At 41.5% G+C, this 25,070-nt stretch carries 17 protein-coding genes; 4 read left to right on the top strand and 13 right to left on the bottom strand.

Features of this window, described 5'->3' with window-relative positions:
- Positions 1-6: 6 nt before the first annotated feature.
- The 3 genes from ACVBAX_RS08905 to ACVBAX_RS08895 all read right to left on the bottom strand — a co-directional run bounded on the left by ACVBAX_RS08905 (position 7) and on the right by ACVBAX_RS08895 (position 3,458).
- On the bottom strand, positions 7-900 hold the full coding sequence (locus ACVBAX_RS08905) for a phosphatidylinositol-specific phospholipase C/glycerophosphodiester phosphodiesterase family protein (RefSeq protein WP_447116697.1): 894 nt from the start codon (positions 898-900) through the stop codon (positions 7-9).
- A 108-nt stretch (positions 901-1,008) separates the two neighbouring features.
- Entirely contained in the window at positions 1,009-1,395 is a 387-nt protein-coding gene (gene gloA2 / locus ACVBAX_RS08900; RefSeq protein WP_447116696.1) for an SMU1112c/YaeR family gloxylase I-like metalloprotein, read from the bottom strand.
- Between the two features lie 59 nt (positions 1,396-1,454).
- Positions 1,455-3,458, bottom strand: coding sequence for a penicillin-binding transpeptidase domain-containing protein (locus ACVBAX_RS08895; RefSeq protein ID WP_447116695.1), 2,004 nt, complete (start codon positions 3,456-3,458; stop codon positions 1,455-1,457).
- 135 nt (positions 3,459-3,593) lie between these two features.
- Here ACVBAX_RS08895 and ACVBAX_RS08890 point away from each other — a divergent pair, with 135 nt between their 5' ends.
- Positions 3,594-4,433 carry an N-acetylmuramoyl-L-alanine amidase family protein gene (locus tag ACVBAX_RS08890; RefSeq protein ID WP_447116694.1) on the top strand — a complete coding sequence of 280 codons (840 nt, stop codon included), beginning with the start codon at positions 3,594-3,596 and terminating at the stop codon, positions 4,431-4,433.
- 63 nt (positions 4,434-4,496) lie between these two features.
- Here ACVBAX_RS08890 and ACVBAX_RS08885 read toward each other — a convergent pair whose 3' ends face one another.
- The 5 genes from ACVBAX_RS08885 to ACVBAX_RS08865 all read right to left on the bottom strand — a co-directional run bounded on the left by ACVBAX_RS08885 (position 4,497) and on the right by ACVBAX_RS08865 (position 9,716).
- Positions 4,497-5,696 carry an efflux RND transporter periplasmic adaptor subunit gene (locus ACVBAX_RS08885; RefSeq protein ID WP_447116693.1) on the bottom strand — a complete coding sequence of 400 codons (1,200 nt, stop codon included), beginning with the start codon at positions 5,694-5,696 and terminating at the stop codon, positions 4,497-4,499.
- A gap of 16 nt (positions 5,697-5,712) precedes the next feature.
- The gene (locus tag ACVBAX_RS08880; protein ID WP_447116692.1) at positions 5,713-6,375 is read right to left on the bottom strand and encodes a hypothetical protein; all 663 of its coding nucleotides are present in this window, start codon (positions 6,373-6,375) and stop codon (positions 5,713-5,715) included.
- Positions 6,376-6,621: 246 nt separating this feature from the next.
- Complete coding sequence (locus tag ACVBAX_RS08875; protein WP_447116691.1) at positions 6,622-7,821, bottom strand: toxic anion resistance protein; 1,200 nt, start codon at positions 7,819-7,821, stop codon at positions 6,622-6,624.
- The gene (locus ACVBAX_RS08870) at positions 7,818-8,474 is read right to left on the bottom strand and encodes a 5-bromo-4-chloroindolyl phosphate hydrolysis family protein (RefSeq protein ID WP_447116690.1); all 657 of its coding nucleotides are present in this window, start codon (positions 8,472-8,474) and stop codon (positions 7,818-7,820) included. The genes ACVBAX_RS08875 and ACVBAX_RS08870 overlap by 4 nt, the downstream gene beginning before the upstream one ends.
- A 414-nt stretch (positions 8,475-8,888) precedes the next feature.
- Entirely contained in the window at positions 8,889-9,716 is an 828-nt protein-coding gene (locus tag ACVBAX_RS08865) for an N-acetylmuramoyl-L-alanine amidase family protein (RefSeq protein ID WP_447116689.1), read from the bottom strand.
- A gap of 483 nt (positions 9,717-10,199) precedes the next feature.
- Between ACVBAX_RS08865 and ACVBAX_RS08860 the strand changes: the two genes are divergently transcribed.
- The gene (locus ACVBAX_RS08860) at positions 10,200-10,394 is read left to right on the top strand and encodes a hypothetical protein (protein WP_160545808.1); all 195 of its coding nucleotides are present in this window, start codon (positions 10,200-10,202) and stop codon (positions 10,392-10,394) included.
- A 120-nt stretch (positions 10,395-10,514) separates the two neighbouring features.
- Positions 10,515-11,129, top strand: coding sequence for a PH domain-containing protein (locus ACVBAX_RS08855; RefSeq protein ID WP_447116688.1), 615 nt, complete (start codon positions 10,515-10,517; stop codon positions 11,127-11,129).
- A 47-nt stretch (positions 11,130-11,176) separates the two neighbouring features.
- Here the strand turns inward: ACVBAX_RS08855 and ACVBAX_RS08850 are convergent, their stop codons facing one another.
- From ACVBAX_RS08850 to pulA, 5 genes are all read right to left on the bottom strand, one after another.
- Positions 11,177-13,408 (bottom strand): cell wall-binding repeat-containing protein, encoded by a 2,232-nt coding sequence (locus ACVBAX_RS08850; protein WP_447116687.1) that lies wholly within the window; start codon positions 13,406-13,408, stop codon positions 11,177-11,179.
- Positions 13,409-13,557: 149 nt separating this feature from the next.
- Entirely contained in the window at positions 13,558-13,857 is a 300-nt protein-coding gene (locus ACVBAX_RS08845) for a hypothetical protein (protein WP_447116686.1), read from the bottom strand.
- 126 nt (positions 13,858-13,983) lie between these two features.
- Positions 13,984-14,547, bottom strand: coding sequence for a class D sortase (locus ACVBAX_RS08840; RefSeq protein WP_447116738.1), 564 nt, complete (start codon positions 14,545-14,547; stop codon positions 13,984-13,986).
- A gap of 99 nt (positions 14,548-14,646) precedes the next feature.
- Complete coding sequence (locus tag ACVBAX_RS08835; protein ID WP_447116685.1) at positions 14,647-15,501, bottom strand: ROK family protein; 855 nt, start codon at positions 15,499-15,501, stop codon at positions 14,647-14,649.
- 212 nt (positions 15,502-15,713) lie between these two features.
- Complete coding sequence (gene pulA, locus ACVBAX_RS08830) at positions 15,714-22,985, bottom strand: type I pullulanase (RefSeq protein ID WP_447116684.1); 7,272 nt, start codon at positions 22,983-22,985, stop codon at positions 15,714-15,716.
- Positions 22,986-23,671: 686 nt separating this feature from the next.
- Here pulA and celB point away from each other — a divergent pair.
- Positions 23,672-25,015 carry a PTS cellobiose transporter subunit IIC gene (celB, locus tag ACVBAX_RS08825; RefSeq protein WP_447116683.1) on the top strand — a complete coding sequence of 448 codons (1,344 nt, stop codon included), beginning with the start codon at positions 23,672-23,674 and terminating at the stop codon, positions 25,013-25,015.
- Positions 25,016-25,070 lie beyond the last annotated feature (55 nt).

Raw genomic sequence — 25,070 nt, 5'->3', positions numbered from 1 at the left:
CATTTATTACGGAGTTAAAAATTCTTCTCCATTATAAAATAAATAATCCGTATATACCCCAATACCCCTAGTTCTAAAAGCTTCTGCTTCTTCAGGATCGTTAATCGTATGTGTATACATGACAATATTTTTCTCATTTAATGCAGATTGCATTTCTTCCGTGAGACGGAAAGGAAGTCCTGCAACCGCTGTTACATGATTCTGAACACACCACTCAGACAGCTCTGCTGGAGTTGGTATATCCTCATTTGTATGATGATACAGCGTATAGATGACCTCATTAAAGACATGATACGAATTAATATACCCTAACATTGGCTGGTCATAGATTTGTGGGATAATTCTATCTAGCAAGGATGGATCAACCTCTTTAGTTGTTTCTACTATATATGAGAAACTTTTTCGTACATTTGCCTCATCTTTATTTTTAGTATCTGTTACAAAATAAACATCTGGATATTTCTGCATGACCTCCAAGAGTTGCTCCCATGAAGGTGCGTTGTACTCTCCATGTATTTTAAGGTCCATTACCTCATCAAATGAAAGAGGTTCTTCAACAACTGGTGCCTCTTGTCCTAGCCAGCCATAATGACCTAGTGTCCAATCATGACGGGCAATTAGACGGTTATCCGATGTCATAATCAAATCTACTTCAAACACTCGAAACCCGCGTTTGTAATTTTCTTCAAACGCCTCCATTGTATTTGTTACATAATGACCGTCTATAAAACCGAGACCATGTGCGACTTGAGGGATATCAGCTAATACAGATTGTTTTTCCTCAGCTTCTATTATTCTATTTTCATCTTCTACAACTTTTTCGTTAACTGCTTGTTTCCCACAACCAGAAAGAATAAAGATTAGAAGTAGAAAAAATGTAGACCACCTTTGCTTTTTCACGTATTCTTCTCTCCCAAATATATAATTCTCTAAATCTAGTAATTATTATATGGCTTAACATCTTTATTGAACACCCTGAGAATTATTTGGAAAGGGTCTGTTGATAATTTATCTCTCATACAACTCAATTGGCAAACCATCCGGATCGGCAAAAAAAGTGAACTTCTTCTCCGTAAATTCGTCCACTCTTATCGGTTCTACTTCCATTCCCTTCGCGCCTAATTCTTCTACTGCTTCTTCAATGTTCTCAACTTCAAATGCCAAATGTCTCAACCCAGCTGCTTCTGGAAAGCTCGGTCTATCTGGGGGTTTTGGAAATGAAAAGAGTTCAATTTGGTAGTGGCCATTCACCTCTAAGTCAAGCTTGTAGGAGTCTCTCTCTTTCCTGTACACTTCGTTTTTCGGCGTTAGACCGAGAATTTCGATATAAAATCTCTTTGATTTTTCGTAGTTGCTGCAAATGATTGCAATGTGATGAATTTTGTTTAGTTTCATATCTTGTCCCTACCTCTTCAAAATTTCGGCCCCTCCTTTTTTCAGAGGGGCCATTTTAGTTATTCTGTTTGAAACACTCGTTTTACCTTTTCAACGACTACCTTCGAACCGCCTCTTCCCTCCACGTTCTCAATCATCATTGCAACGAGTAGGCTTGGGTTGTCAGTGTTATAGGCTACGAACCAGCCGTTTTCTTTGCCGGCTTCGTTTTGCTTTTCTTTAAATTCAGCTGTGCCTGTTTTCCCTGCTAGAGGGTAGCCTTCCATCTTGGCAGCATTTGCTGTCCCTCTTGGATTGTCGACCACTTGCTTTAGTGCTTCATTTAATCTAGTTACATTCTCTTGGTCGAGTAGACCTGACTTCCACACCTGACTGTCTTCATCATCTAGTAGTAGGGTTGGCTTAATCATATTTCCGTTGTTCACTAGCGTGGTGTACGTGCTTGCTAGGTGAAGTACACTCATTTCGACTTGACCTTGGCCGTATCCTGAGTCCGCTAATGTCACTTCAGAACTCATGTCTCCATAGGTGGAGGTTTCTAATGGGAATAGGAATCCCGATTCTTCTTCAAATCCAAATGCCTTTAAGCCTTCCTCGAATTTATCTTTCCCTAGGTCTAGTGAGGTTTGAGCAAAGTACACATTATCCGAGAAGAGAAGTGCATCAGCTAATTTGACTGGTGCGTTCGGATCGGTCACTCTTGTGACATAATAGCTTCCCCATGAGGAATCCTTTTGCCATTGCTTCCCACTCAGCTGCATTGTTTTTTCCCAATCGGTTGTTCCTGCTTGAAGGGCAATGGCTGCTGTAACTGGCTTTATGACAGATCCCGGTGCATAATTTGCTTTAAAACGATTGAGCAGTGGCTGTTTTGGATCTTCCTCTAGTGCTTTCCAATCAGCTGCTGTTGCTCCAAGGGATAGTTTGTTAGGGTCAAAGCTCGGACTACTCACAAGTGCGAGCGTTTCTCCTGTTGTTGGATGAATGGCCGTACCCATTCCCGCCTCTCCTTGGAGTTCTATATACATATCCTTTTGAACTGCCCCATCAATTGTTAGCTTTACATTTTCGCCTTCTTTGACAGGCTTTTCAGCTAGTACTGTTTCTGTTCCATCTTCTTTTTGAATTAGAATCTGTACTCCTGACTCCCCTTTTAGACGTTTTTCCAATACCTGTTCGAGTCCTCTTTTACCGATCACATCATTCGAAGAGTATGTGCCTGGATCTTGCTTTTCCAATTCTTCAGCTGTGATCGCTCCTACATACCCAATCAGATGGGCAGCTGCGTCACCGAATGGATACACACGGGCTTCGACTGTTTTTCTCTGAACACCGGGAATTTGACCAAGCTGCGCTCTGAGCTCCGTATCATTTTCAGAAATCGTTTTTAGTGGTACAAAATAATCGGGTTGAACCCAGCTAGCATTCAAAGCTTTTTCTATGCTTTCTTTCGTCATACCGAGAACGGTCGCAAGTTGATCAATAACTGCTGCTTCCTGTCCTTCAATCTCTTTTGGTACTACCCCCATCTCGAGTGCTGTTCCGGTTGTTGCTAACTCAAGTCCGTTACGATCCAGAATGTCTCCCCGCTTCGGTGTGGTGGTGTTAATTCCGACCTTGTCACCGTCTTTTAGGTCAGGAAATATATATGTAGTATCCCAGTTAAGGTACCAGTTTGTGTTATCTTCACGCTCTTCCTTTGTTAACCGAGCATCCTGCTCAAAGGAAATCTCACCGGCAACGCTATCCATGCTAACGGTAAAAGGAAGACTTGCTTCTGTGACCTTTTTGTCACGTTCCTTTTCTTCTGTTGGTTTTTCATATGAAACTTTTAAGTTGGTGATACCAAGGTCATTGTATATTTTCTTGTAACGCTCAACGAACTCATCCTCTTTAATGCTGTCCTTTGCTTCAGCTGAAAGATAGCTATACATATCCTCAAACTTTTGATCATTCCAAAGCTTTACATACGTTACAAAACGATCCTCCGGCTGTGGCTCTTTGTTACAGCTCGTTAGGACAAATAGTACTATTATGGCTAGGAGCCATAGTGACTTCTTCATGATTCTCCTCCTTTAAACCTCATTATTCTATTTTACCATATTCCTGTAAATTTCACTTATAAATCCGCGCTTGTCTAGTTTGTGAACACCCTTTGAAAGGGAAAAGAACACTATAAAAAAGAAGAGGTGAAATGAATGGTCAAAATATTTATTGATCCTGGACATGGTGGGTCTGATTCTGGAGCTGTGGGTAATGGAATTCGAGAAAAGAATGTGACCCTGCAAATCGGTCTAAAAATGAGAGACATTCTTGAACGAGAGTATTCAAATGTGTCGATAAGAATGAGTCGTACGGGAGATACAACTGTATCATTAAATCAAAGATCAAATGCTGCAAATTCTTGGGGTGCAGACTTTCTCTATTCGGTTCATGTGAACTCAGGTGGAGGAATGGGCTACGAAGATTATATATACAGCCGCTTATCTAGCAGTTCTCGTACTGCTCAAATGCAACGGACCATACACTCAGAAATTATGGCTAGAAACAATATGAATGACAGAGGCATGAAGAAAGCTGATTTCCATATGCTCCGTGAAACCAATATGGATGCTGTTTTAACAGAAAACGGGTTCATTGATAATGCCGGTGATGCAACAAAAATGAAGGATCCAGCTTGGATTGAGCAAGTAGCTAGAGGTCATGTGGTCGGCTTGGAAAGAATCTATAATCTGACAAGAACCGGGAATGCTCTAGCAGACTCTACTTTTGCTGCGGCGCCATCACCAGCCCCTTCCACTTCAACAGGCAGAACGATAAATCTCCCAGCATCAGCAGATACTTGGAGAATCTATCGTGTAAATGATGCACCTGTTAGGGCAAATGCCATCGGTCAACTGAGACCATCTAAGTTTGGTGGACTATCGTATCAAATTGTGGCCAACGGAAATGAACCGGACACCTATATTATTGATACCGCTGACTTTGGAAGAGTGAAGATTTATGGACATCCTAGCACGGGTGCCGTTATTAGATAGTCTGTGTTGCCTCGATTGATACGGGGCTATTTTTTTGGAGGAAAGCTTAGCCTTCCCCTCCCTTTAACTAACAAATCCCTTTAGTGCTGTTTTCAGTGCCTTTCTCTTTCCCATTTCCTTGAAATCCTTTTTCTTTAATTGCTTTGGCTGAAGTGAGGTAAAGAACTTGGATTTGTTTTTAAGCGTGTTCGCATTGAGAACCACTTTTTCCCCCTCTTCAGCATTTGCTTTGACTTCTTTTACATGGTTGAGTTGTAATCCCGTTTCAATCTGGCGTCGTTCAATCGTACCGTTTGCCCTCATCACATACATGTATGATTGTGCTTGTTTTTCTTTTATAGCTTGTGTTGTTACAGTAAGGGCATCAATTACTTCATTTGTGATTATTTTCAGGTCAACGTTTGAACCAAGGGGAATCTGTGGTTGCTCGTTCAGTTGAATCTGGTATGTGTACTCTGTTTCTTTCCCTTCCTTTGGTTCGTTCTTTGGAAGAGGTGATATGCTTGCGATTGTTCCTTCTATTTTGTCTTTTTGTAGTTTAGAAGTTACAAACACCTTCATTCCCTCATCAATAGTAGCCATTTCTTTTTCCATGAGTGTCGCTTCTACCTGTACGTCATTAGATGTGATCGTAACAAGTGGGTTATTTAAATCGTGACGAATTTCCTTGACAGTACCAGAAATTTTGCTATTTATGGTAAGACTCGATAAGTTTCCATCAAAACTTGCTAGTGTTGTTTCTTGCTTGTTAAGTTCCGCTTCTAGCCTACTTAACTGTAGTTCCTTTTCATAAATTTCAATTTCTAAAGAGTTCGCCATAATAGTGTTAGAGGATTGATTTTCCTCGGTTGTTGAACTCTCTATGTCGCTTAATAAATCATCCAAGCTGTCAATATTGTCTTCTAGTGCTGTGATCTCGTCTTCGAGCTTAGAAATTTCTAATTCTTTTTGGGATATTGCCGCATTGATATTGACAGAAGAAAGTTCTAAGATAGGCGTATTCTCTTCAACCTGATCTCCCTCTTTTACTAGGAAGGCCTCAAAATCACCTGTGTGCTCTTCATAATAAATATATTCCTCTTCTACTGGTTTCATTAAACCTTTATCCGTATGTGATTCTACTAAGTTCTGCTCCTTGACGGTTGTCCATGAATCCACATAGCTAAGCCTCTTGATTTCACTATCCTTTTTGTATATTAGATAAAGATTGCCGATCATGAATAGAGCGCTAACAAGGATGACTGTCCACTTTTTCCAGCTCATAAATCTAGCAACTCCTTTATAGTATTTTTTCAAAGTCGATGTAGGCAAATAGCGCAAGTACTAGCCATATAAAGATGTTTGTTGAGATGACAATTGCTAATACAATTCTTTTGTTCAGCTCAATTATGTTTTTTACGTATGTATATTGTAGAGTGATAACCCATATTTGAAAGAAAGTAATTTGCGCTAAAAACAGAATTATATATTGATATTCTGTTATATATTGAGCAATGATTCCTAATGAGTAGGGAAGTGAAACCGCATCAAGGCCGAGATAGAAATGAAACGGGATGCTGATCGCTTTCTCGAGTAAAATAATGGTCGTGACGATAAGTTGGATATTCACTAGTTTGATATAGTAGCTGTCTGAACAGAGCCAGAAGACAAGTGCAGGGATATAGATAAAGAGAAGGGTACCGAGAACCCCTATAAGTACTTGTCCAGCAGCAAAGAGAAGCTTCGTTGCTTCGTACTCGGAACTGGTTAGTTGATAGATTTGTTTTGATAAGCCCTCGCTCCCTATACCTAGGTATGCACTAATTGAATAGAGTAGGAAACTAGCAAAGGTAAGGATGATCGTATACTTCCAGGTTCCTTCCATTTTTTCAGCTTTTGTTAACTGGTGTCCGATGATGTATGGTTCTTTTAATCCACGGAACAACTGTACACGATAAATCATGTTTTTCCTCCAATATCTTCCATATACTTTGATAATCTTACAATTTATTTTACTTGATTTGATATATTTTGGAAACGGAATCGACAAAAAAAGACCACTTCCGACGTGGAGGTGGCAAATCCTCTTAAGGTATTATTCAGTGTCCACTCCACACGTACAAAATAGAGCAAACTGTCCACGAAGGGTGTCAGACACCCTTCGTGGACAGTTTTGGTAGTTTTGTTTTTTGGTGGTGTCTGTCACCTATTATCTTGGGTTGGTACCCCAATCAAGAAGCTTTTGTTTGAGTTCGTCTTCCATTTGAGCTAGTTCATGCTCGGCTTGACGGCGCTTGACGCGACCTTCTTGTTGAATGCGGATGGTTTCCTCTAGAGTTTGGATAAGATTTTCTTGAGTTTTCTTGAGCGTCTCGATGTCAACTAAACCACGTTCGTTTTCTTTTGCTGTTTCAATTGTGTTCGTTTTTAACATTTCAGCGTTTTTAAGTAATAGCTCATTTGTTGTTTTTGAGACTTGCTTTTGAGCTTCTACGGCATTTCGTTGGCGGATCAATGTCAGAGCGATGGCTACTTGGTTTTTCCATAATGGAATGGCTGTCATGATAGATGATTGAATTTTTTCAATCAGCGCTTGGTTCGTGTTTTGGATCAAGCGTATTTGTGGTGCACTTTGAACGGTGATTTCACGGCTGAGCTTTAAATCGTAGATACGCTTGTCTAGACGGTCCGCAAACTGCATTATGTCGTTGACTTCCTGGAATGCCATTTGGTCTTGAGTCTGTTCTGCCTTTTGTTTAAGCTTTGGAATGGTCGATTGATTCAGTTCGTCGAGCTTTAGTTCTCCCGCTGCAATGTATACGTTCAGAGCATGGAAGTACTCTTTATTGTGTTCGTAAAGTTTTTCTAGAAACACCACGTCGCTCATGAGTGTGTTTTTTGAACGCTCTAGCTTTACACTGATTCTATCAATCTGCGCACCTGTTTTTTGGTATTTTGAGAGCACCTCTTGTAGTGAATTTTGGATTTTCCCAAACATCCTTGAAAACATCGAGCGTTTCTCCGGCTTTAATTCGTCTGGATTTACCTCATTAAATTTCTTCATCAGGTCAGAGAGAATCTCCCCTACTTCCCCAATGTCTTCTTTTTTAACATGCTCGATCATTGAGTTCGAGAAAGTCATTAGCTTTGATTGTGCTTGTGTTCCGTACGTGATGATTGCTTGATGATTTTTCGGGTCAATTTGTTGCGCCAGCTGGAATGCCTTTTCCCTGTTCTCCGGTGGGATCACATCAATTAGCTTTAACGGCTTATCCGATTGTTGTGTAGCTAGGATGAGTTGGTCTTGTGCTGACATCGGATCAGCAAATGGATTTCCGAGCAAATCGTCTAACATATTGCTGCTAGATGCTGCTCGTTGCAATTGCGGCTCTGTGTTACGATCTGTCATTTAATTCTCCTACTTTCTTCATTCGGGTCTAGATTCTTCGGCTTGAGGGTAATCTTCTTCACTACATCAAGCTCAAAGTTCAGTTTATCTATATCATTCGATAGGACTTGGTTTAAATCCTCTTCAATCACACGTGAAAGGTCACGTAGAGCAATTTTTGTATCTTGAAGAGAAATAAGTAATTCAGAGTTCTTTTTTGGTTGGCTAGATAGGAAGGCATATTTTTCTGCTAGCTCCACCATTGAATCCAAGTGTGAATAGTAGAACGGTTCCGCTTGGTAAAAACGCTTTGGTTCTTTTTTTGTAATGGAATAGATCTTATTTGCTACTCTAAGTGTATCAAGCTGTTGCTTAAAAGCAGCGACGTCTCTTACTTGGAAGAAAGCTTTTCTCAAACGCTGGAGCTTTGGCTTAGCTTCTTTTAGGTTCTTTCTAATGTATACATACTCTTTACGTGAGATGTTATATTTCTTGAATGTTTTTGCCTTTACGATTCCATTGGCGATCAAATAAGCTACGACACCAGCTACAAGTGAGATTCCTGAAGCTGTAAGGAACCCATTATTCAAAGCAAAAAAGCTAACAAGCCATGTCGTAATGGTCGCTGGCAGGGAGATAAAGAAAAATATAAGCAATGCAATTAAGAAGTTCACTGTAATCGACTCCTGACCTCTCGGGATTTCTATGTTAAGTAATACGAACCAATTGTAAAAAAAGTTTCAAGTTTGCGTGAATCTAGTTTTTGACCCAACTAAATTTCTCTCTATAACCAATATAACCGAAATTGACCATATTCAAAATGGACTTCCTTTGTATTTACATCTAGGTCTCAAGACTGAGATGCTCGGTGTCAGACACCCTCCGTGGACACTTTTAGGTGATTTGTCTTTTTAGGGTGTCTGTCACCGCTCGTGGACACTTTTAATAATTTGTCCGTGTGGAATGGACAGTAAGTTTCACCATGATCCCTAAAATGAGAAAAGCCCTTCATATAAATAAGATGGAAGGGCTTTTTACTTTATTAGGGAATGTCTTACATTCTAACTCTTGGAATAGCTTGTTTGAAATCATCTAAAGTTAGCGGCCTCTTCTCTTGTTAATAATTTGTTATAGTGGCCAGCTTTATCAAGGAAGTATTTACAGTCTCTATAGTTTTGTTGTGAAGTATCAAAGGGACCAATTAAAAAGACAATTGAGCCATCCGCACCCCTTTTACAATCAAAGTTATGTCCTGTTGTAAATAGGTAGGTGTGTACATCCTGTAAGGGTTGATGAGCAAAGCCTCCGGTATAGATATATCTTATTAATCCAGATGCTACTGTTGTTTGGGGTTGAGATTGAACCCCTGATTTCTTAGTTAGGTTATAAACTTTCTCTAAACCAACTGCATGTCCTCTGGCTACAGACTCAATCCAAGTAGCACTCTTCATTTTTGCGGCATCACTCGGATTGTCAATAAACCCATTTTCTGTTAGTACTGCATCCATATTGGTTTCACGAAGCATATGAAAATCAGCTTTCTTCATGCCTCTGTCGATCATATTATTTCTTGCCATAATTTCCGAGTGTATCGTCCGTTGCATTTGAGCAGTACGAGAACTGCCAGATAAGCCACTGTATATATAGTCCTCATAACCTGTTCCACCACCTGAATTAATATGGATTGAGTAAAGAAAATCTGCTCCCCATTGGTTGGCTATATTTGTTCTTTGATTTAAGGTAAGAGTTTCATCTCCAGACCTACTCATCCTAACAGATACACCTTCATATTCATTAACGAGAATCTCTCTTAGGTTATTGGAGATTTGTAGAGTAATATTTTTTTCTTGAATACCATTTCCTACTGCACCAGGATCTACTCCCCCATGACCTGGATCAATAAAAATCTTAACCATATATATCACCTCAACAGTTTATAGTTTACTTTTCCCTTGCATGGTGTGAAAGTAAACTAGGCAAATGCGGATTTTATATATACGGTATTGTGGCGATAACTTGTCTTATTGTCGGACTTTGTAGAAGTTTTGTTTGTTTATTTATACATGAAGGGTGGTAAATAATGAGTACTTGATACCTAGGTTGAAGTGACAAATATTAAGGAGTGGTGTTATGAAGATTAAGGTCAAAAGCTGGAAGATGCTTACTGCTCAAGACAAAATCTTTATTTTAAAAGCCATTAGCTTTCGGTCACAGGCAATGTCTTCAAGTAACAATTCAGATTGATTTTTCTACTTCGCATTAGGCTTTTATTTCTTAATAGTACTCTTCTCGCTATTCAACTATGCTTGTCTTTATTCCTCGTATTCAGCAAAATTTTGTGAACTCTTTTAACATATGTCCCACTACAAGAATATACATAATATTGAAAGGAGGGATTTATGTTGAATAGTTATCCATTATTATTCTTAGCTGCTATGCTTGCTGGTTTTGGATTGTTACGCGTTCCTGTAAGCGGTTTCTTAGCGCCTCTTGATCCACTAATCGATGGCATTGGAGTTTTAACTGTCCTTATTTTTGCTTTAGCTCTTATCTATCATGGATTGATGTTTTTAGCAGGAAAGAAAAAATTTTAACTTATTCTAACCAGACTCATTTTGGGTCTGGTTTTTAGTATTTACATTGAAAAAGTATTCATAATTCCTACATTTGGAATTAAAATGGAATAGTACATAATTTCCAGGAGGATGATGAGGTTGTTTAAAAAAATAGCTGCTGATGCTTTAGGATTATCGGATATTGGTAAGATCATTGACCCAAAGGATTTTGACAAGACAGATGCTGACGATTACGTTATGCATGAGGATAATGAAAGAATTTACTTCTTAATCAAAACAAAGGCTGATGAATATTGCTTTACGAATTTAGCATTGATTCATGTGGATGGTCAAAGCGCTGCATCCTCAAAACGCACACTTTATCGTTATCCATATTCTCAGCATAAGATTTCAAACGTGACGTTAGAAACTGCAGGAAAGCTTGATATGGATGTAGAGATAAAATTCCGATTAGGTGATGTTCAGTTTGATATTGATGTTCAAAAGGATCAAATTGAAAAGCTTAAGGATTTATATAAGGCGTTATTACGAATTTCTGAGACTACTTATGAGAATTCAGTTGTTACAAGCCTGGCGAACGAAAGTCTGGAGAAGGCTGTTGCTATTCTGCAAAACTCTCGTACCGAGGAACTAAAGCTATCTGAACAGTACAAGGAATTAACTGAGTTTGGCTTTAATTGGCTAACTTCAATTCGTGAGCAGTATCATGAGAAGGACTTTGGTGATGTGTTTGAGAAGTATATTAATAACTAAAATTTGCAAAAGAAAGAGGAGATCTCATTTGGACTCCTCTTTCTTCCTTATTTCAATAATGATTGAACCACAGCATCTGATACAGCTTGGTTTCCACCAAGAATCGTAAAGCGCTGAATATTATATTGATCAATTAAAGTGTGTGTAGCCGTTGGTACTTTATTTTTTTCAATCAAAAGCAAATTAGCATTTTTCTTTGCCGCCAACACAGAACCTGTTAGTGCATCTGGATATGCCCAACCGTCCGTTACAAAAATTTCTTTTGGTTGTAAATTAAACTCTTTAATTAAACTCACAGCTGTTTCATACCTAGTTTCTCCACCAATTCGTTTTGAGGAAGATAAACTATTAGATACACTATCCGAAATTACGCTTTTTCCACCTATTACATACGTTTTGGTTATGCCATTTAGAGCTTGTCTCGTATCACCGGGTAATGAATTTGTATCGGTTAAAAGAATAGGATAACCATTTTTGGCTGCAATCGTAGCAGCAGACAAAGCATCTGGAAAGTTATAACCGTACACGATCATGGCTGTTTGGGATGGATTATTTACTTTCTCAGCAATTTTACGAGCTGTTTCATATCTCGTACTTCCTTCAATTCTCTCCACCTTAAGTCCCATTTTAATTAGTTGATCCTCTACTGCCTTTCCAACAGCTTCTGTCCCACCTAATATAACTACTTTTTCAGCTTTTAGTCGTTGAATCTCCCTCTTGGTGGCATCGGAAAGCTGACTCTTTTGGGTAAGTAAGATCGGTGAGTTGCTCTGATAAGCTAAAGTTGAACCTGCTAATGCATCAGGGAATGCATCTCCACGAGCAAGATAGACTGTTTTTGCCACTAACCAACCTTCTTTCGAGATTCTTTCAGCTGTTTCATAGCGAGTAGCACCACCTAATCTTGTATAGCTAGGAAGAAATGCCTCGTTAGTCTCAGTAAACTTACCTGAATGAGCCACCCATTTCGCCATCCATGCCCAAGCTGCATGGTGAGCAATCCACTCTTCTTTCCCTTGATAGTTGTCCTCGCTGTTATTACTATACGTGTGTCCGTCTGAATGACGACTTTGCATTTCTAATACTTTTTGTGCATGTAGAGGCTCCCAATAGTCTCCACCTTTGTTTAACGAATCATCATAACCAAATACATTAGCGAAAATATCCAATGTAGCAAAGTTCATTCTGCGTCCAGTACCCCAATCATTACCTTGAGGGAAATAGATATCGGAAGAACCTTCTCTATAAATTGTTCCTCCTGGTATTTCATATGGAGGACTTGAGAAATTCTTTTCTACAAGACCTTTATACACTAAATCAGAGTTATAAAAAGCAGCTTCAGGTGTAGCCATATTAGCTAAAGTATATTGTAAGGCTGAAGTATTGTTAAATGCGATAAACTCCATATAATCAGGATGTATAAATCCATGATTTATCACGGTACCATCTTCATTTATATTGCTTCCTTTTACCCAGTCTTTCACGGCCTTACCATTTATGAGCCTGTTATTATTACTATCTAACGGTGTGGTAGCTGAAGTAACCATCAACTCAATATTTTTATTCATCCAGATATTCCAGTTGGGATGATTGGGCATCATAGCTGTGGCCAATTGCAAAATTTGGGCATTCCACGCATTTTCTTCCGCTTTCGTATCCCCTGGAGATAAGATGATTCCATCGATTGTATTCATATAAGGAACCACATAGTCATTAAAACGATTCGCCTCATATTCAACCATTTTCCGAACATATTCACGGTCAGTACCTGATAGCTTATCCCAAATGAGCCATGCAGAAAAACCTGAAAAATAAGCCCAGTGTGCCGACTGCCACTCGTCACCCCACCCCCCAGATGAATTCGCTTTATGTCGATAGGCAAGGGATGCTACTAATTTTATTGTTTTCCCTTGTGCTTCTGTTTCAGAAATGTTGGTAACCCCTGAATCATAAAGATCAAATGCTAATGAAGTTGCTAATCCAAGTGACATAGCAGCTGGATGTCGAATCTCATTCTCTGATTTTCCTCCGAAGTTTAAATAAGCCCCCGTTTGCTCATCAAAATTCTTAGCGGTATTCCACCAGGTCGTTAACCCATACTTATTGGTATTTAACAAGATTTGTTTGATTCGTTGAGAGTTTTCATCAGTAGGATTGCCATTAGTAAAAGAACTCCAATTGATAGGAGTAACATCTAAATTACTAGATGCCTCTGTTTTATTTATTGGAAGAAGTGAGATCAATATAGTTAAGGAAATTAAGACACGTAAAAAATTCAATGGATTTACACTCTCTTTCTTATTTATTCACTGTGTATTATTGTAATTGAATTCAAGAAACATTAAAAGAGAGAAGGTATACCAGTTGACATGTTCAATAATAGAAAGAAGCCCTACTCCATTGTCGCGGGCTAAATCATTTATAAAACTCATTCATCAAAACTAATAGTTTCCAAAGTGATTGCCACTGCCTCGGGAGGATTGGACCACCAATTAATTCCATTACATTTCACCAATATATTTTCGCCCTCATCTACATGGGACAGCATATCGCTATTGTTTACCTTTACTGTAATGTTTTTTGAATTGTGGCTGGTTGCCCCGACAAGTTCAACATCTACGCTTTTTTTATCTCGATCAGTAACGTACCCCTCCAAATATACTTCCTCCGGACTTGAACAAGCAGTTAAACTTAAGAACAATAATATGAAGACTATAAATCTCATCATTTCGACACCTCATAACATTAGACGAAATAGGTATTATTTGGTTTCTATTATCAAGTCTAAATATTATGGTTTTTCCTGATTTTTGTAAATGTTTTTTAAATAAAAACGAAGAGTTAGACCCTCCGTTCATTTCTTTTTGGCATATATAATATAGCGTTCAGGCGCATCACCAATATATCCAAATGGATAGCAGGTAGTGAGAATAAGCTCCTCTTCCTGATCTTGTAACGTAATAATGCTCGTGTCATCAGCATCCACGATCTTTGTATTTACAATTTCATACGACGCTTCTCCATAGGGCATTTTCATAACAAGCTCATCACCAAGCTCGAGCTCCCCTACACGCTTGAAGACGGTATCACGATGGCCGGATAAGACGATTTGTCCACCTTGCTCTGGGAAAAATGAGCCCTTATAGTGGCCAACACCTTTTTCAAGCTCGTCCGGATCTGTCCCCTCAACAATCGCTAACTCAGATTCTATTTTTGGAAGCGAGAGTAATCCTATTACTACCCCAGTAATTGGGTTGAAGTTTTCATTGTCAATTTTTTCTGATGAGGCTTTTTCCACTATTCCTTTAGCTTCTTCCAACGATTTCTCTGCTTGTATATTCGATTGCCAAATCTGAAAACCTGCATATCCAGTGATCCCTAGCCCTAAGAGAATGAAAAGATAAATGATATATTTAATTCTGCCCAATCCCCCTTAATGAATTTCAACTTCATTATAGCAACCTATTGAAAAAAAAGGGAAATCTCTCAATTAGAGATCTCCATCTTATAGTGGTATTTATAATGCCTGATGTGACAGCATAAGTGCTCCAACAATCCCTGCATCATCCCCGAGACCTGGCCGAACAATGTAGCTTGTAAGGTCCGGTAATGAAACATAACCATTTATAAGCTCTGGTAAATATTTATAGATGGAAGTGTATACTTGTTCTTGATGACTTACGCCTCCTCCAAGGATAATTTTCTTCGGAGAAAGAATAAAAATGTATTGCATAATCGATTGGGCCAGATAATACCCTTCCAAATCCCATACTTCAGTCCGCTCAACCAACTCGGCACCTTTTGCCCCCCATCGCTCTTCTATTGCCGGACCGGATGCAAGACCCTCCAAACAATCGTGATGATACGGACACTTCCCTTGATACGAGTCATTCGGATGGCGTCGCACCAGAATATGCCCCATTTCAGGATGAGAAAGCCCCTGCAACAGTTGACCCTGAACAATCGCCCCAGCACCAATGCCTGTCCCGACCGTTATGTACAAACAGCTATCCAGCCCTTTTGCCGCACCAAAAGTTGCCTCCCCTAAAGCAGCAGCATTGACATCAGTATTAAATCCGACAGGAACATCGAAAGCATCCTTCAAGGCTTGGACAAACGGGTAATTTCTCCAACCCGTTTTAGGTGTAGATGTAATATAACCATAGGTTGGACTGTCCTGGTTGACATCAATCGGACCGAACGAGCCAATTCCTATTGCATCCACCTGATATTTTCGGAAAAACTTTACAACCCTAGAGATGGTTTCCTCTGGAACTGTGGTGGGAATTTGAATTCTCTCGACAATATTCCCTTTCTCATCTCCTACAGCACAAACAAACTTAGTTCCTCCGGCTTCAATAGCAGCTAACATACTATTCCTCCTGATCTTGTGTTTTTTGACACATAGCTCTTATATGAAAGCGTATCACATAAGCATTAATTTTTGCTAAAATTTCTGATGTTAAATAACAAAGCAACAAGGTGCCCAACTTTTCTTCTCTTAACCAAGCCCGAGTATTCTCTAGCATCCCACTTAAGTGAAAGGGAATCCCTCCACACGAGGGACTCCCTTATTCTAAAAATCTAGTTCCTTCTCAATCTACCTCTTTTGCTTATTCCCAACAGGGTCAATCCCATAAAGAGTAGCGCCACTCCAAGCAACAATACGTTAAACAGATTGGTTGCTGTGTTAGGCAATGCCTTTCCTGCTTTCGGCGCTGCCGCTACCTTAGTTACATCCTTATTAAAAACGGCAAACGTACTAAAGTGGGTTGTTGGTACACTTACCTGCCCGTTTTTGTACTCGGCTCCAGGAACAAGCTCCCATCTATCCGCCTCTTCATTATAATAGTAGACTTCTAGACCTTCTGGGTTAGACTGATTTCCTACATTAAAGGTAATTGTGATTGGTGAGCTGAACTTCGTGTACTTTTTGCCCTTTTCATCGTAAATGTTAAAGTCGTACACTTCACTTACCGCACCATACACCTTTTTCATTTGCTTCATTTCGATCTTTACTGCTCCGTTTGGAAGAATGGAAGCTGGGATGGTTAGCAAGGCTTCCCCGTTCGCAAACACGATCTTTGCTCCTTTTTCCTTGAGCTCTTTAATTTGCTCAGCAGTAAAGCTTACTGTTGCATTCTTTTCTTTCACTTCAACAGTGATTGTACCGTTTTGAATCACTTGTGTAACTTCAGTATCTGTAATGGTTGCTACTCCATTTTTCACAGTTGGCTTTGTTACTACGTTGTTTTGCCCTGGTTTGTTTGGCTTTCCAGGGTTGCCAGGAACATTTGGGTTACCTGGGTTATTCGGATTTCCTGGATTGTTTCCGCCATTTCCTGGGTTACCCGGTGTTCCTGGATTGCTTCCTCCATTTCCTGGGTTACCTGGATTATTTCCTCCGTTACCCGGATTCTGACCATCATCAGGGTCCCCTGGATTTTCACCGTCGCCATCCCCCGGCTCCCCAGCAGAACCAGCCTCAGCTAAAATAAACGTTCCACCCGCATCACGAGACGCAAGATCAACCTCTACTTCCTTCGCACTAGAAACCGTATAGCTCACTCCACTATACTCATCCACCAGCACTGTGCCTGGCTCAAAGTCCACCGCAAACGTGACCTTCGTGGCTTCCGTTGCAGTGTTTAGTCCAACATATACCTTCTTTCCAAGGTACTCACGCTTCGTGATAGAGTACTTCTCTTCATTTCCACCAGCCACCATCATTCGGGTACCCTTAGAGAAGATTTTTGAGTAGTCACCACGAATGTTTAATAGCTTCGCATAATGGTCATGCAGCTTAACCGCTGTTTCGTCTCCACTTTCAAGCTTTTCCCATGGCATTCCGTCACGGTTTTGTGCAAATGCTGATACGACGCCATTGCTAGATTCCCAGCTTGATTTGCCGGAGTTGCCAAGCTCTTCTCCGTAGTAAATCACTGGTTGACCTTTAGATGTAATTTGCAGGGCTGCTGCGACCATTAGCTTGCCAACATCGCCACCCACATACTCGGACAAAAAGCCGTCTTGGTCATGCGAGCTTAAGAATTGTCCAAGCGTTGACGTGTTGTCGATATGAGCATCGCGCTCGATTAAATACGACTCAACCCCGCTAATGTCTCCATTTACAAAGTTCTTTGCTTTTTCTTTAAAATCAAAGTCAAGCAACGAGTCCATTTGTCCAGAGCGTAGGTAGCCACCGTCATTCGTGACGCTTGCTCCCCAATACTCGCCGATCATTTTGAAGCTCGGGCTGATTTCGGTTAGCGCATTTTTGAACGCCATCCAAGTGGTTTCTTCGACGTGCTTGACGGTGTCGACACGGAAATAGTCAATCGTTTCTCCGCTATCGGTTCTTGCTTTTTCCAACCAAGCGGTTTGCCATTCAATGATTTTGGCACGAACGGCAGGATCTTCGGTTTTGAAGTCAGGAAGTCCGTCTAGTTCTCCGCGAACGGTTGGGTCCTCCATTGTGGTACGTAGCATATCCTTCAATGCCGCTTGCTCTTCCGCTGTTGGCAGGCCTGCTTGACCTTGCCAGTTCGGTTCAATGGAATCCATTCCGTAGCCAGCGTGGTTTAACACGACGTCTACCATAATTTTAATACCTTTGTCGTGCGCTTTTTCGATTAGCTTTTTGAATGTTTCCATGTCACCGAGGCTTTCATCTAAAGACGTGAAGTCCTTTGCCCAGTAGCCATGGTAAGCGTATTGCTTTGCTTCAAGGCCTTCGCTCGTTTTAAAATCGACACCTTTATTGAAGTCGATATTATCAACAATTGGTGAGATCCAGATCGTGTTGATGCCTAGGTCATCCAAGTAATCTAGATTATCAATGATACCTTGGAAGTCCCCGCCATGGTACGCCTCACTATGTTCTGGGTCGTATCCAACCGGGTTGTTACTAGTGTCTCCATCCTTGAAACGGTCGGTTAGCATGAAGTAAATTCGTGCTTCATCCCAATCAAAGTCAAGATCTCCTTGGTATGTGCGTGGTGCAACTTCCACCGCTACCGTTTGATTGTGTCGGTTTCCGAATTCGTCCACCGCTGTTACCGTCAGGTTCTTGATTCCTGCGGCAACCGAATCCTTCACTCCGATTGTGACTGCTTGAAGCTGCGGGTCAATCATGAGCTTGGATTTTCCACCCAATGGCGTTGCATCCACATATATTTCTTTAAAAGTAACCTCTTCTTCGGTTGTCACATTGATTTTTAAAACGGCATTTTCGTTATGCTGTATTTTCCCTGGTGACACCTGACCTTCTATGGTCACCTTTGGCACGGTATATACAATCACCGATTTGCCATCAACCGTGTTTTTCGGGTCGGTCACCTCGGTTGTTTCGCCGTCCTTTGTTACAAGGAAGCTGTACTCGTAGGTGCCTGGGTCCAGGTTTTTCAACGTGTAGTAAAAGTACTCATTCTTCTCGTCATATGTCATCGCATATTCCTGAGCTCCGACTTTCACCTTCACGCCTTCAATCGTGTGCATCGCGTCGTTTTGGTACAACTCTTCATCACGATAGTAGAACGTTACATTTCCATCTTCTAAAACTGGTCCTTTTACTGCTGGTACAACGGTTTGGCCCGCTACACCTGTGACGACGGTTACCTTTGTGATGACCTCATCACGGTCAATTTTTACCACATGGTCATCGCTGTCCGGTGCAATCTTCGCCGTTGCCCAGTCGGTTCCTTTTCGGATTAAGAAGCCGATCGATTCGGTTGTTGGTGCGATTTCGATATTCGCAATCGCTGTGTCATCATTGATTTCCGTAAAGTCGATTTGATCGTTCTTCACGCCTGTATTCCATACCCAGATATTCGAGTCCGTGAAGTCCTTATCTGGTCTCACATATTTCACGCGAACATAGCGTTTCACGTTTTTCTTTACCGTTAATGCAAGGGTTGCTTCTGCGTCGCCTGCTTTTGCTTTGATCGTTGCGATTCCTGGCTTTAAGCCTGACACCTTGCCCGTTCCATCCACGATGGCTATTGCTTCATCAGACGATGTCCATGTAACCTTTGCCCCAAGCATTTCTTGGTTGAACTGGTCACGAACGAGCGCGGATAGCTGAGCCGTGTAGGTTTCATAGACGGATTTATCACCTGAGATTGTGATCGTCTTCGGTGCGAGTGTAGCCACCGTGACTTCAATTTCCGCCTTCGCTTCACCAACTGCGGCAACAATCGTTGCTGTCCCATTTTTCACAGAGGAGACTTTCCCGCCATCCACCTTTGCTACTTCTGGATTGGAAGATGTCCATGTGATGTTTTGGTCGAGCATGATGCGGCCCTTTTGGTCTTTCACATAAGCCGTAATTGTTTTCGTTGTGCCTGGGTTGATCGCAAAGCTGGTTGTGCTTGTTTCGATGCTTGTGGCCGTTGGTGTGTATTCACCTTCCGCCTCATCGTACAGCACCATCATCGATAATGGAGCGACGGTTGCTTGAGCCCCATTGATCGTGCGAAGCGTTTCGACACCGGCTGCTTGGTCGTCGACTACCACATTCCAGGACGTGCTGGATGGGAGGCTAACTTCCTTCGCTGCGTTGTTTGCATTGTAAATAACAACAATGTTTTTCCAAGAATCGTTGTTCGCATAGTTTTTTAACTGGAATGCGACGATATTGTCATCCGTTTTGTACACTTGAAGATTTTGCTCAATCGCTGTTTTTGTGTTCATTTTAAACGCTGGGTGCGCTTTTCGTAGCTCGATCAAGCCTTGGTAATAATCGAATACTGGCTTGTATTGGTCCTTCAGCTCCCAACGAATTTGGTTGATGCTGTCAGGGCTCTTATAGCTATTGTGGTTACCGTATTTACTTCTCAGCATTTCTTCCCCTGCATGGAGGAAAGGAATCCCTTGTGAGGTTAGCACGATGCCATTTGCTAGTAGGCTGCGTTTGACCCATTCGTTTTGCAGCGCATTATCCTCGGTGATGATCGCATGCGGATCGGTCGTGATATCTTGATTCGCGACCTTCATCATTTTATCCCACAGGTTTAGGTTGTCATGCGCGGTCACATAGTTGATGCTTTCCGATGGACGGTTCGCAAAGTCTGTGATCGAACCGATGACACCTTTGGCAATGTCTGCTTCCTTCCCGGTTGCGCCTGTCGCGAAACCAGTGGATGCGTCATCGCTTCCACCTTTAATGGCGCCACGGATATTGTCGTTAAATACCGCGTAGCCTTGGTCTTTTTGCGTTCCTTTGAAGTTTTGTAAGGAAGCATCTAAGCTTGTGGATCCGCCAGTCCATGGCTCCCCATAAATCAGAATGCTCGGATCAACCTCTTCCTTCAGTTCCTTCGTTAATTCGCTCATCGTTTGACGGTCGATTAAGCCCATCAAGTCAAAGCGGAAGCCGTCCACTCCGTATTCGGTAGCCCAATATTTCACGGAGTCCTTGATATACTTACGAATCATCGGTCTTTCGGACGCGACTTCGTTTCCTGTGCCCGAACCGTTCGTAATTTTCCCCGCATCGTCCGTACGGTAATAGTAGCCCGGAACGATTTTATCAAACGGAGAACCGCCAGAAAGCTGGGTCGCTTCAGGGATATACGTGTGGTTGTACACCACGTCCATGACGACGCGAATGCCTTTGTTGTGCATCGCTTGAACCATTTCCTTGAACTCGGTCACACGTGATGTTGGGTCGGCTGGGTCGGTGGCGTACGATCCTTCTGGTACGTTGAAGTGGATCGGATCATAGCCCCAGTTGAACTTTGGATCAGTGGAGTTCGGGTCATCGACCGTTTTTTCGTTCACGGAACCGAAGTCATAGACTGGTAGAAGTTGGACATGAGTCACTCCCAATTCTTTTAGTGAGTCTAAGCCAGTCTTGATGCCATTTGGCCCCGTCGTGTTCGACTCGGTGAATGCCTTGTACTTCCCTTTATTGGTCATGCCTGAATTTTCATCTATGGAAAAATCGCGCACGTGCAGCTCGTATAGAATCGCATCGGTTGGCGACACAAACGCTGGTTTGGCTTCCGGATTAAACCCGGTTGGGTCCGTATCATCCAAGTTGATGATCGCGGTCCGTTGTCCGTTTGGCGAAGTGGAGCGGGCATACGGGTCAACCGCATAGTTGGTGGTGCCGTCCGCGAACTCTACTTTGTACATATAATATTTGTCTTTGTGATCGCCATTTAGAGTTAGAGACCAAACTCCGTTTGAGGCCCGAGTCATGACGGTTTCTGTCCCGTTTGTGTGATCGGTGACAAATGCACCTTCGTAAGTACCTTGATCGTTGTAGATGGCAACGCTTACTTTTTGAGCCGTTGGTGCCCATAGTTTGAACGTTGTTTGTGATGGTGAGTATGTGTAGCCCAAGTCTTTTCCATCATAGTAAAATTGGTCATCGTTCAGAACATTACGCATCGTTACTTGGGTTCCTTGGTAACCAGTTGCGTTCACTTGATATTGTTTCCTTACGTCGATTTGTGATGGGTCTGTGATGGTTAGCTTCACTTTTGTGTCGCTAAGCTTAGTTACGGTTGTTGCAATGTCCTGGTTGGCAGCGACATCCGTTAGTGTAAATGTGGTGTCATCCGCCAGCTTCTTGTTTACGGACACGGTGATGCTGTTTTTTGCGTCCATTAATGCCGCTTGAACAGCTGCTGTTAAGTCAGGCTTCGTGTAGCTTACTTCGGCTTGGTCTTGGGTGAGCCAAACTTCTACAGAATTGCCTTCTTTGATTTCGATTTTTCTTTGAACATCTTGTGTTGTCCAGTCTCCTGGTCTTGTGATGATGTTAATGGAGCTGGATGAGAATTCGTACGTTGCTTGCGCAAATCCGTCGACCGTTGTGGTGAATGGATAAGCTGCTCCGTCTTTTCCGTCCTCCCAAATCCACATATCCCAATTATTTTGGGCACCGTCAAAGCGGTAGTAATTGATTGTATAAGAATAAGTAGTGCTTAGGATTTGAACTGTTTTTTCTGCTGTTTTTCCGTCGTGGGTTGCTTGGACGGTGATGCTGTCGTTTGGTTGAACGGAGTACGTGTCAGCGATCGTTAAGCTGTTGTTCGCTAGTGTGATTCCGTCTCTTCCGTCCTTCAGGCTCCATTGTGGAGTCACATCAGACTGTTCTCCCTTTTCGTTAAGTGCTTTCGCAGAGAGAGTGACCGTTTGGCCTTTTTTCGTTGTAGCTGGTGCGTTGATGATTAGGCCTGGTGCATGTACGACGGAATTTCCATTCGCTTGGTTCGGGTTGCTTGGGTCCGTGATCCAGTCGCTTTCTCCAATAATAAATTTGTACTCGTACGTTCCTGGAGCAAGCTCGGTGGTATGCTCCCACACGCCTTCGGTGTTTTTCGTCATTTCCTTTGCGTTGTCTGCCCAGCTCGTAAAGCTGCCTGCGACACGCACACGGTCAGCCTCACCTAAGTACTGGAACGTAACCGTGCCATCATCGTTGATGATTGGGCTTGAGGCTGTCGCTGGTGGCGGTCCGATAAGGAAAGTTGAATTATCCCCCGCCTTCGGGTTCGTGTTTAATGGGTCCGCCGTGCTTTGATCCCAGCTTTTGTTGTTTAGTAGAAACTTATATTCATAGTTTCCTTCCGCTAGGGTTGGTAGTGTGGCGGTAAACACGCCGTTTTCTAATGTCATTGGGGTCGCTGTCTCAAGCATCCAGTTGTTATGGGTACCAATGACATACGCGGCGGTTTCCCCGGTACTTACATAGTTAAAGGTAACGCTGTTGTCTTCATGGATGATCGGGCTCGCTGGTGTGGTCTCGGCATTTGCTCTCGTATACAATCCACTTCCTGAAACTAGCTGAAGTAGAAGAGCTATAACCATCACTATCGAGAACGCCCTCATGTTCTTCCTACTCAATCGCTTCTCCTCCTATTCTGTTTTACGGGTGGTGCTGACTAGCTGTGAACCTTGGTGATGTTTGTTGAAAAATGTGGTGCTTTATGTAGCTTCATGTTGCAATGGGGTGCAGGTTTTTGTGCAATCGATTGCACAAATGATAAAAAAAGAGATAATAGTTCAGTTGACGCCCTGTGCAACAAGTTGCGCAAGCGCTTTCACAAACTACTAACCTAATAATATCACCCCCCTATGGTGTCTGTCACCACAAAAAGACAAAATCGTACAATTTGTCCACGAGCGGTGTCTGTCACCGCTCGTGGACAATTTTGGTGTTTTTGTACGCGTGGGGCGGACAGTCTATTTCCTAACTAATTCTAAAGTGTTTATTTAGTAAGCCTAAAGGAATACATAGTGTTTCTTAAAAGAAATAAATTCCAAAGGATGGTAAATATCCCTATAAACACTTTGTTTATTTACCTTACCTCTTGTAAGCGATTACAATGTTGCTTACAAGTACTTGTAAAATATCACCAACACCTACATATTTAAGTATCTGAATCTTCAGTTATTTTGATATTCAGGGACATTCGAACATATGAGGTATTTATTTATCGCATCCAGAAAAACAGAAGAGTTTTCACTTATTAAATATTTATAGATCGATCTTAGGACATGAGTTAAAGACGAACATAGGGGGAAAGAGGATGAGTAAATTTAATAGCTTCTTAGAAACAAAAGTAATGCCTGTGGCAGGTAGATTGGCTGCCCAGCGACATCTTGGTGCACTACGAGACGGTATTATCCTAGCCATGCCACTGATTATCATTGGTTCTCTTTTCTTAATTTTTGCTAACTTCCCAATTTCCGCATGGACAAACTTTTTAGCCGAACACCCTAACATTAAAAACAGTCTTTTATATCCATACCGTGGAACATTTGAGATTATGGGACTTGTTGCTACCTTTGGTGTTGCTTATCGGTTAGCTGAAAGTTACAAGCTTGATGCATTAGCTGGGGGAGCGATTTCACTTGCCGCATACTTTGTTGTTTCACCGTTTACAAGCTATGTGGTTGGACAGGACCCTAAAACTGGCGCTAATATTATGGAAAATGCCTATAATACCGGACTTTTCACTAGCAAAGGTTTATTTGTTGGGATGATTATTGCAATCCTATCAACTGAAATTTATCGTTTTATTATAAAAAAGAATATTGTCATTAAGTTACCAGATGGTGTTCCACCAGCAGTTGCTAGATCTTTTACTGCACTCATTCCTGCCTTTGTAGCAGTTGTAGCTGCATGGTGCTTACGTTTGCTTGTTGAAAACATTGGGGACTTCGGTAGCATTCACAATGTTGTTGCTGTCCTTTTACAAGAGCCTTTAACAAGCATTGGAACTAGCTTGGTTGGAACTATTATTGTTTTTATTCTAATACAAATGTTATGGTGCCTCGGTTTACATGGTGCAAACATTGTTGGAGCAGTTATGACACCAATTTGGTTAACATTAACTACGGAAAATGCCTTGTCATTTGAAAATGGGGAACCTATTAAGAATATCGTAACAAACGAGTTCAATGACCTTGTATTCATTGGAGGATCTGGAACCACTCTTTCCCTAGTACTAGCGATGCTATTCTTTGCTAAGAGCCAACAGATGAAGCAATTAGGACGACTAGGTATTGGACCAGGAATCTTCAATATTAACGAACCAATCACCTTTGGTATGCCGATTGTGTTAAATCCTATCATGATGCTTCCATTTATTTTAGCACCAGTTGTTGCAGTTACTATGACTTATTTGTCAATGGATTGGGGACTTGTCGCAAAACCAATCGGAGTTGTTACACCGTTCACGATGCCTCCTATTTTAGGTGGTTACATTATTACTGGTAGTATTTCAGGTGCCATCCTACAAATGGCCATTATAGTCGTTACCTTCTTTATTTACTTCCCATTCTTTAAAATGTGGGATACCCAGAAGCTAGCCGAAGAGAAAGGTGCCGCTACGAATATTTCATCTACGGATAAAACAGTGAATATGTAATAGTGCTGCGGTGTCAGACACCACTAAAAGACAAATTGTCTTGCTTTGTCCACGG

Source organism: Robertmurraya sp. GLU-23 (assembly GCF_052983275.1).
Note: the sequence above shows the minus strand (reverse complement) of the source record. Positions and strands in the feature narration are given on the sequence as shown.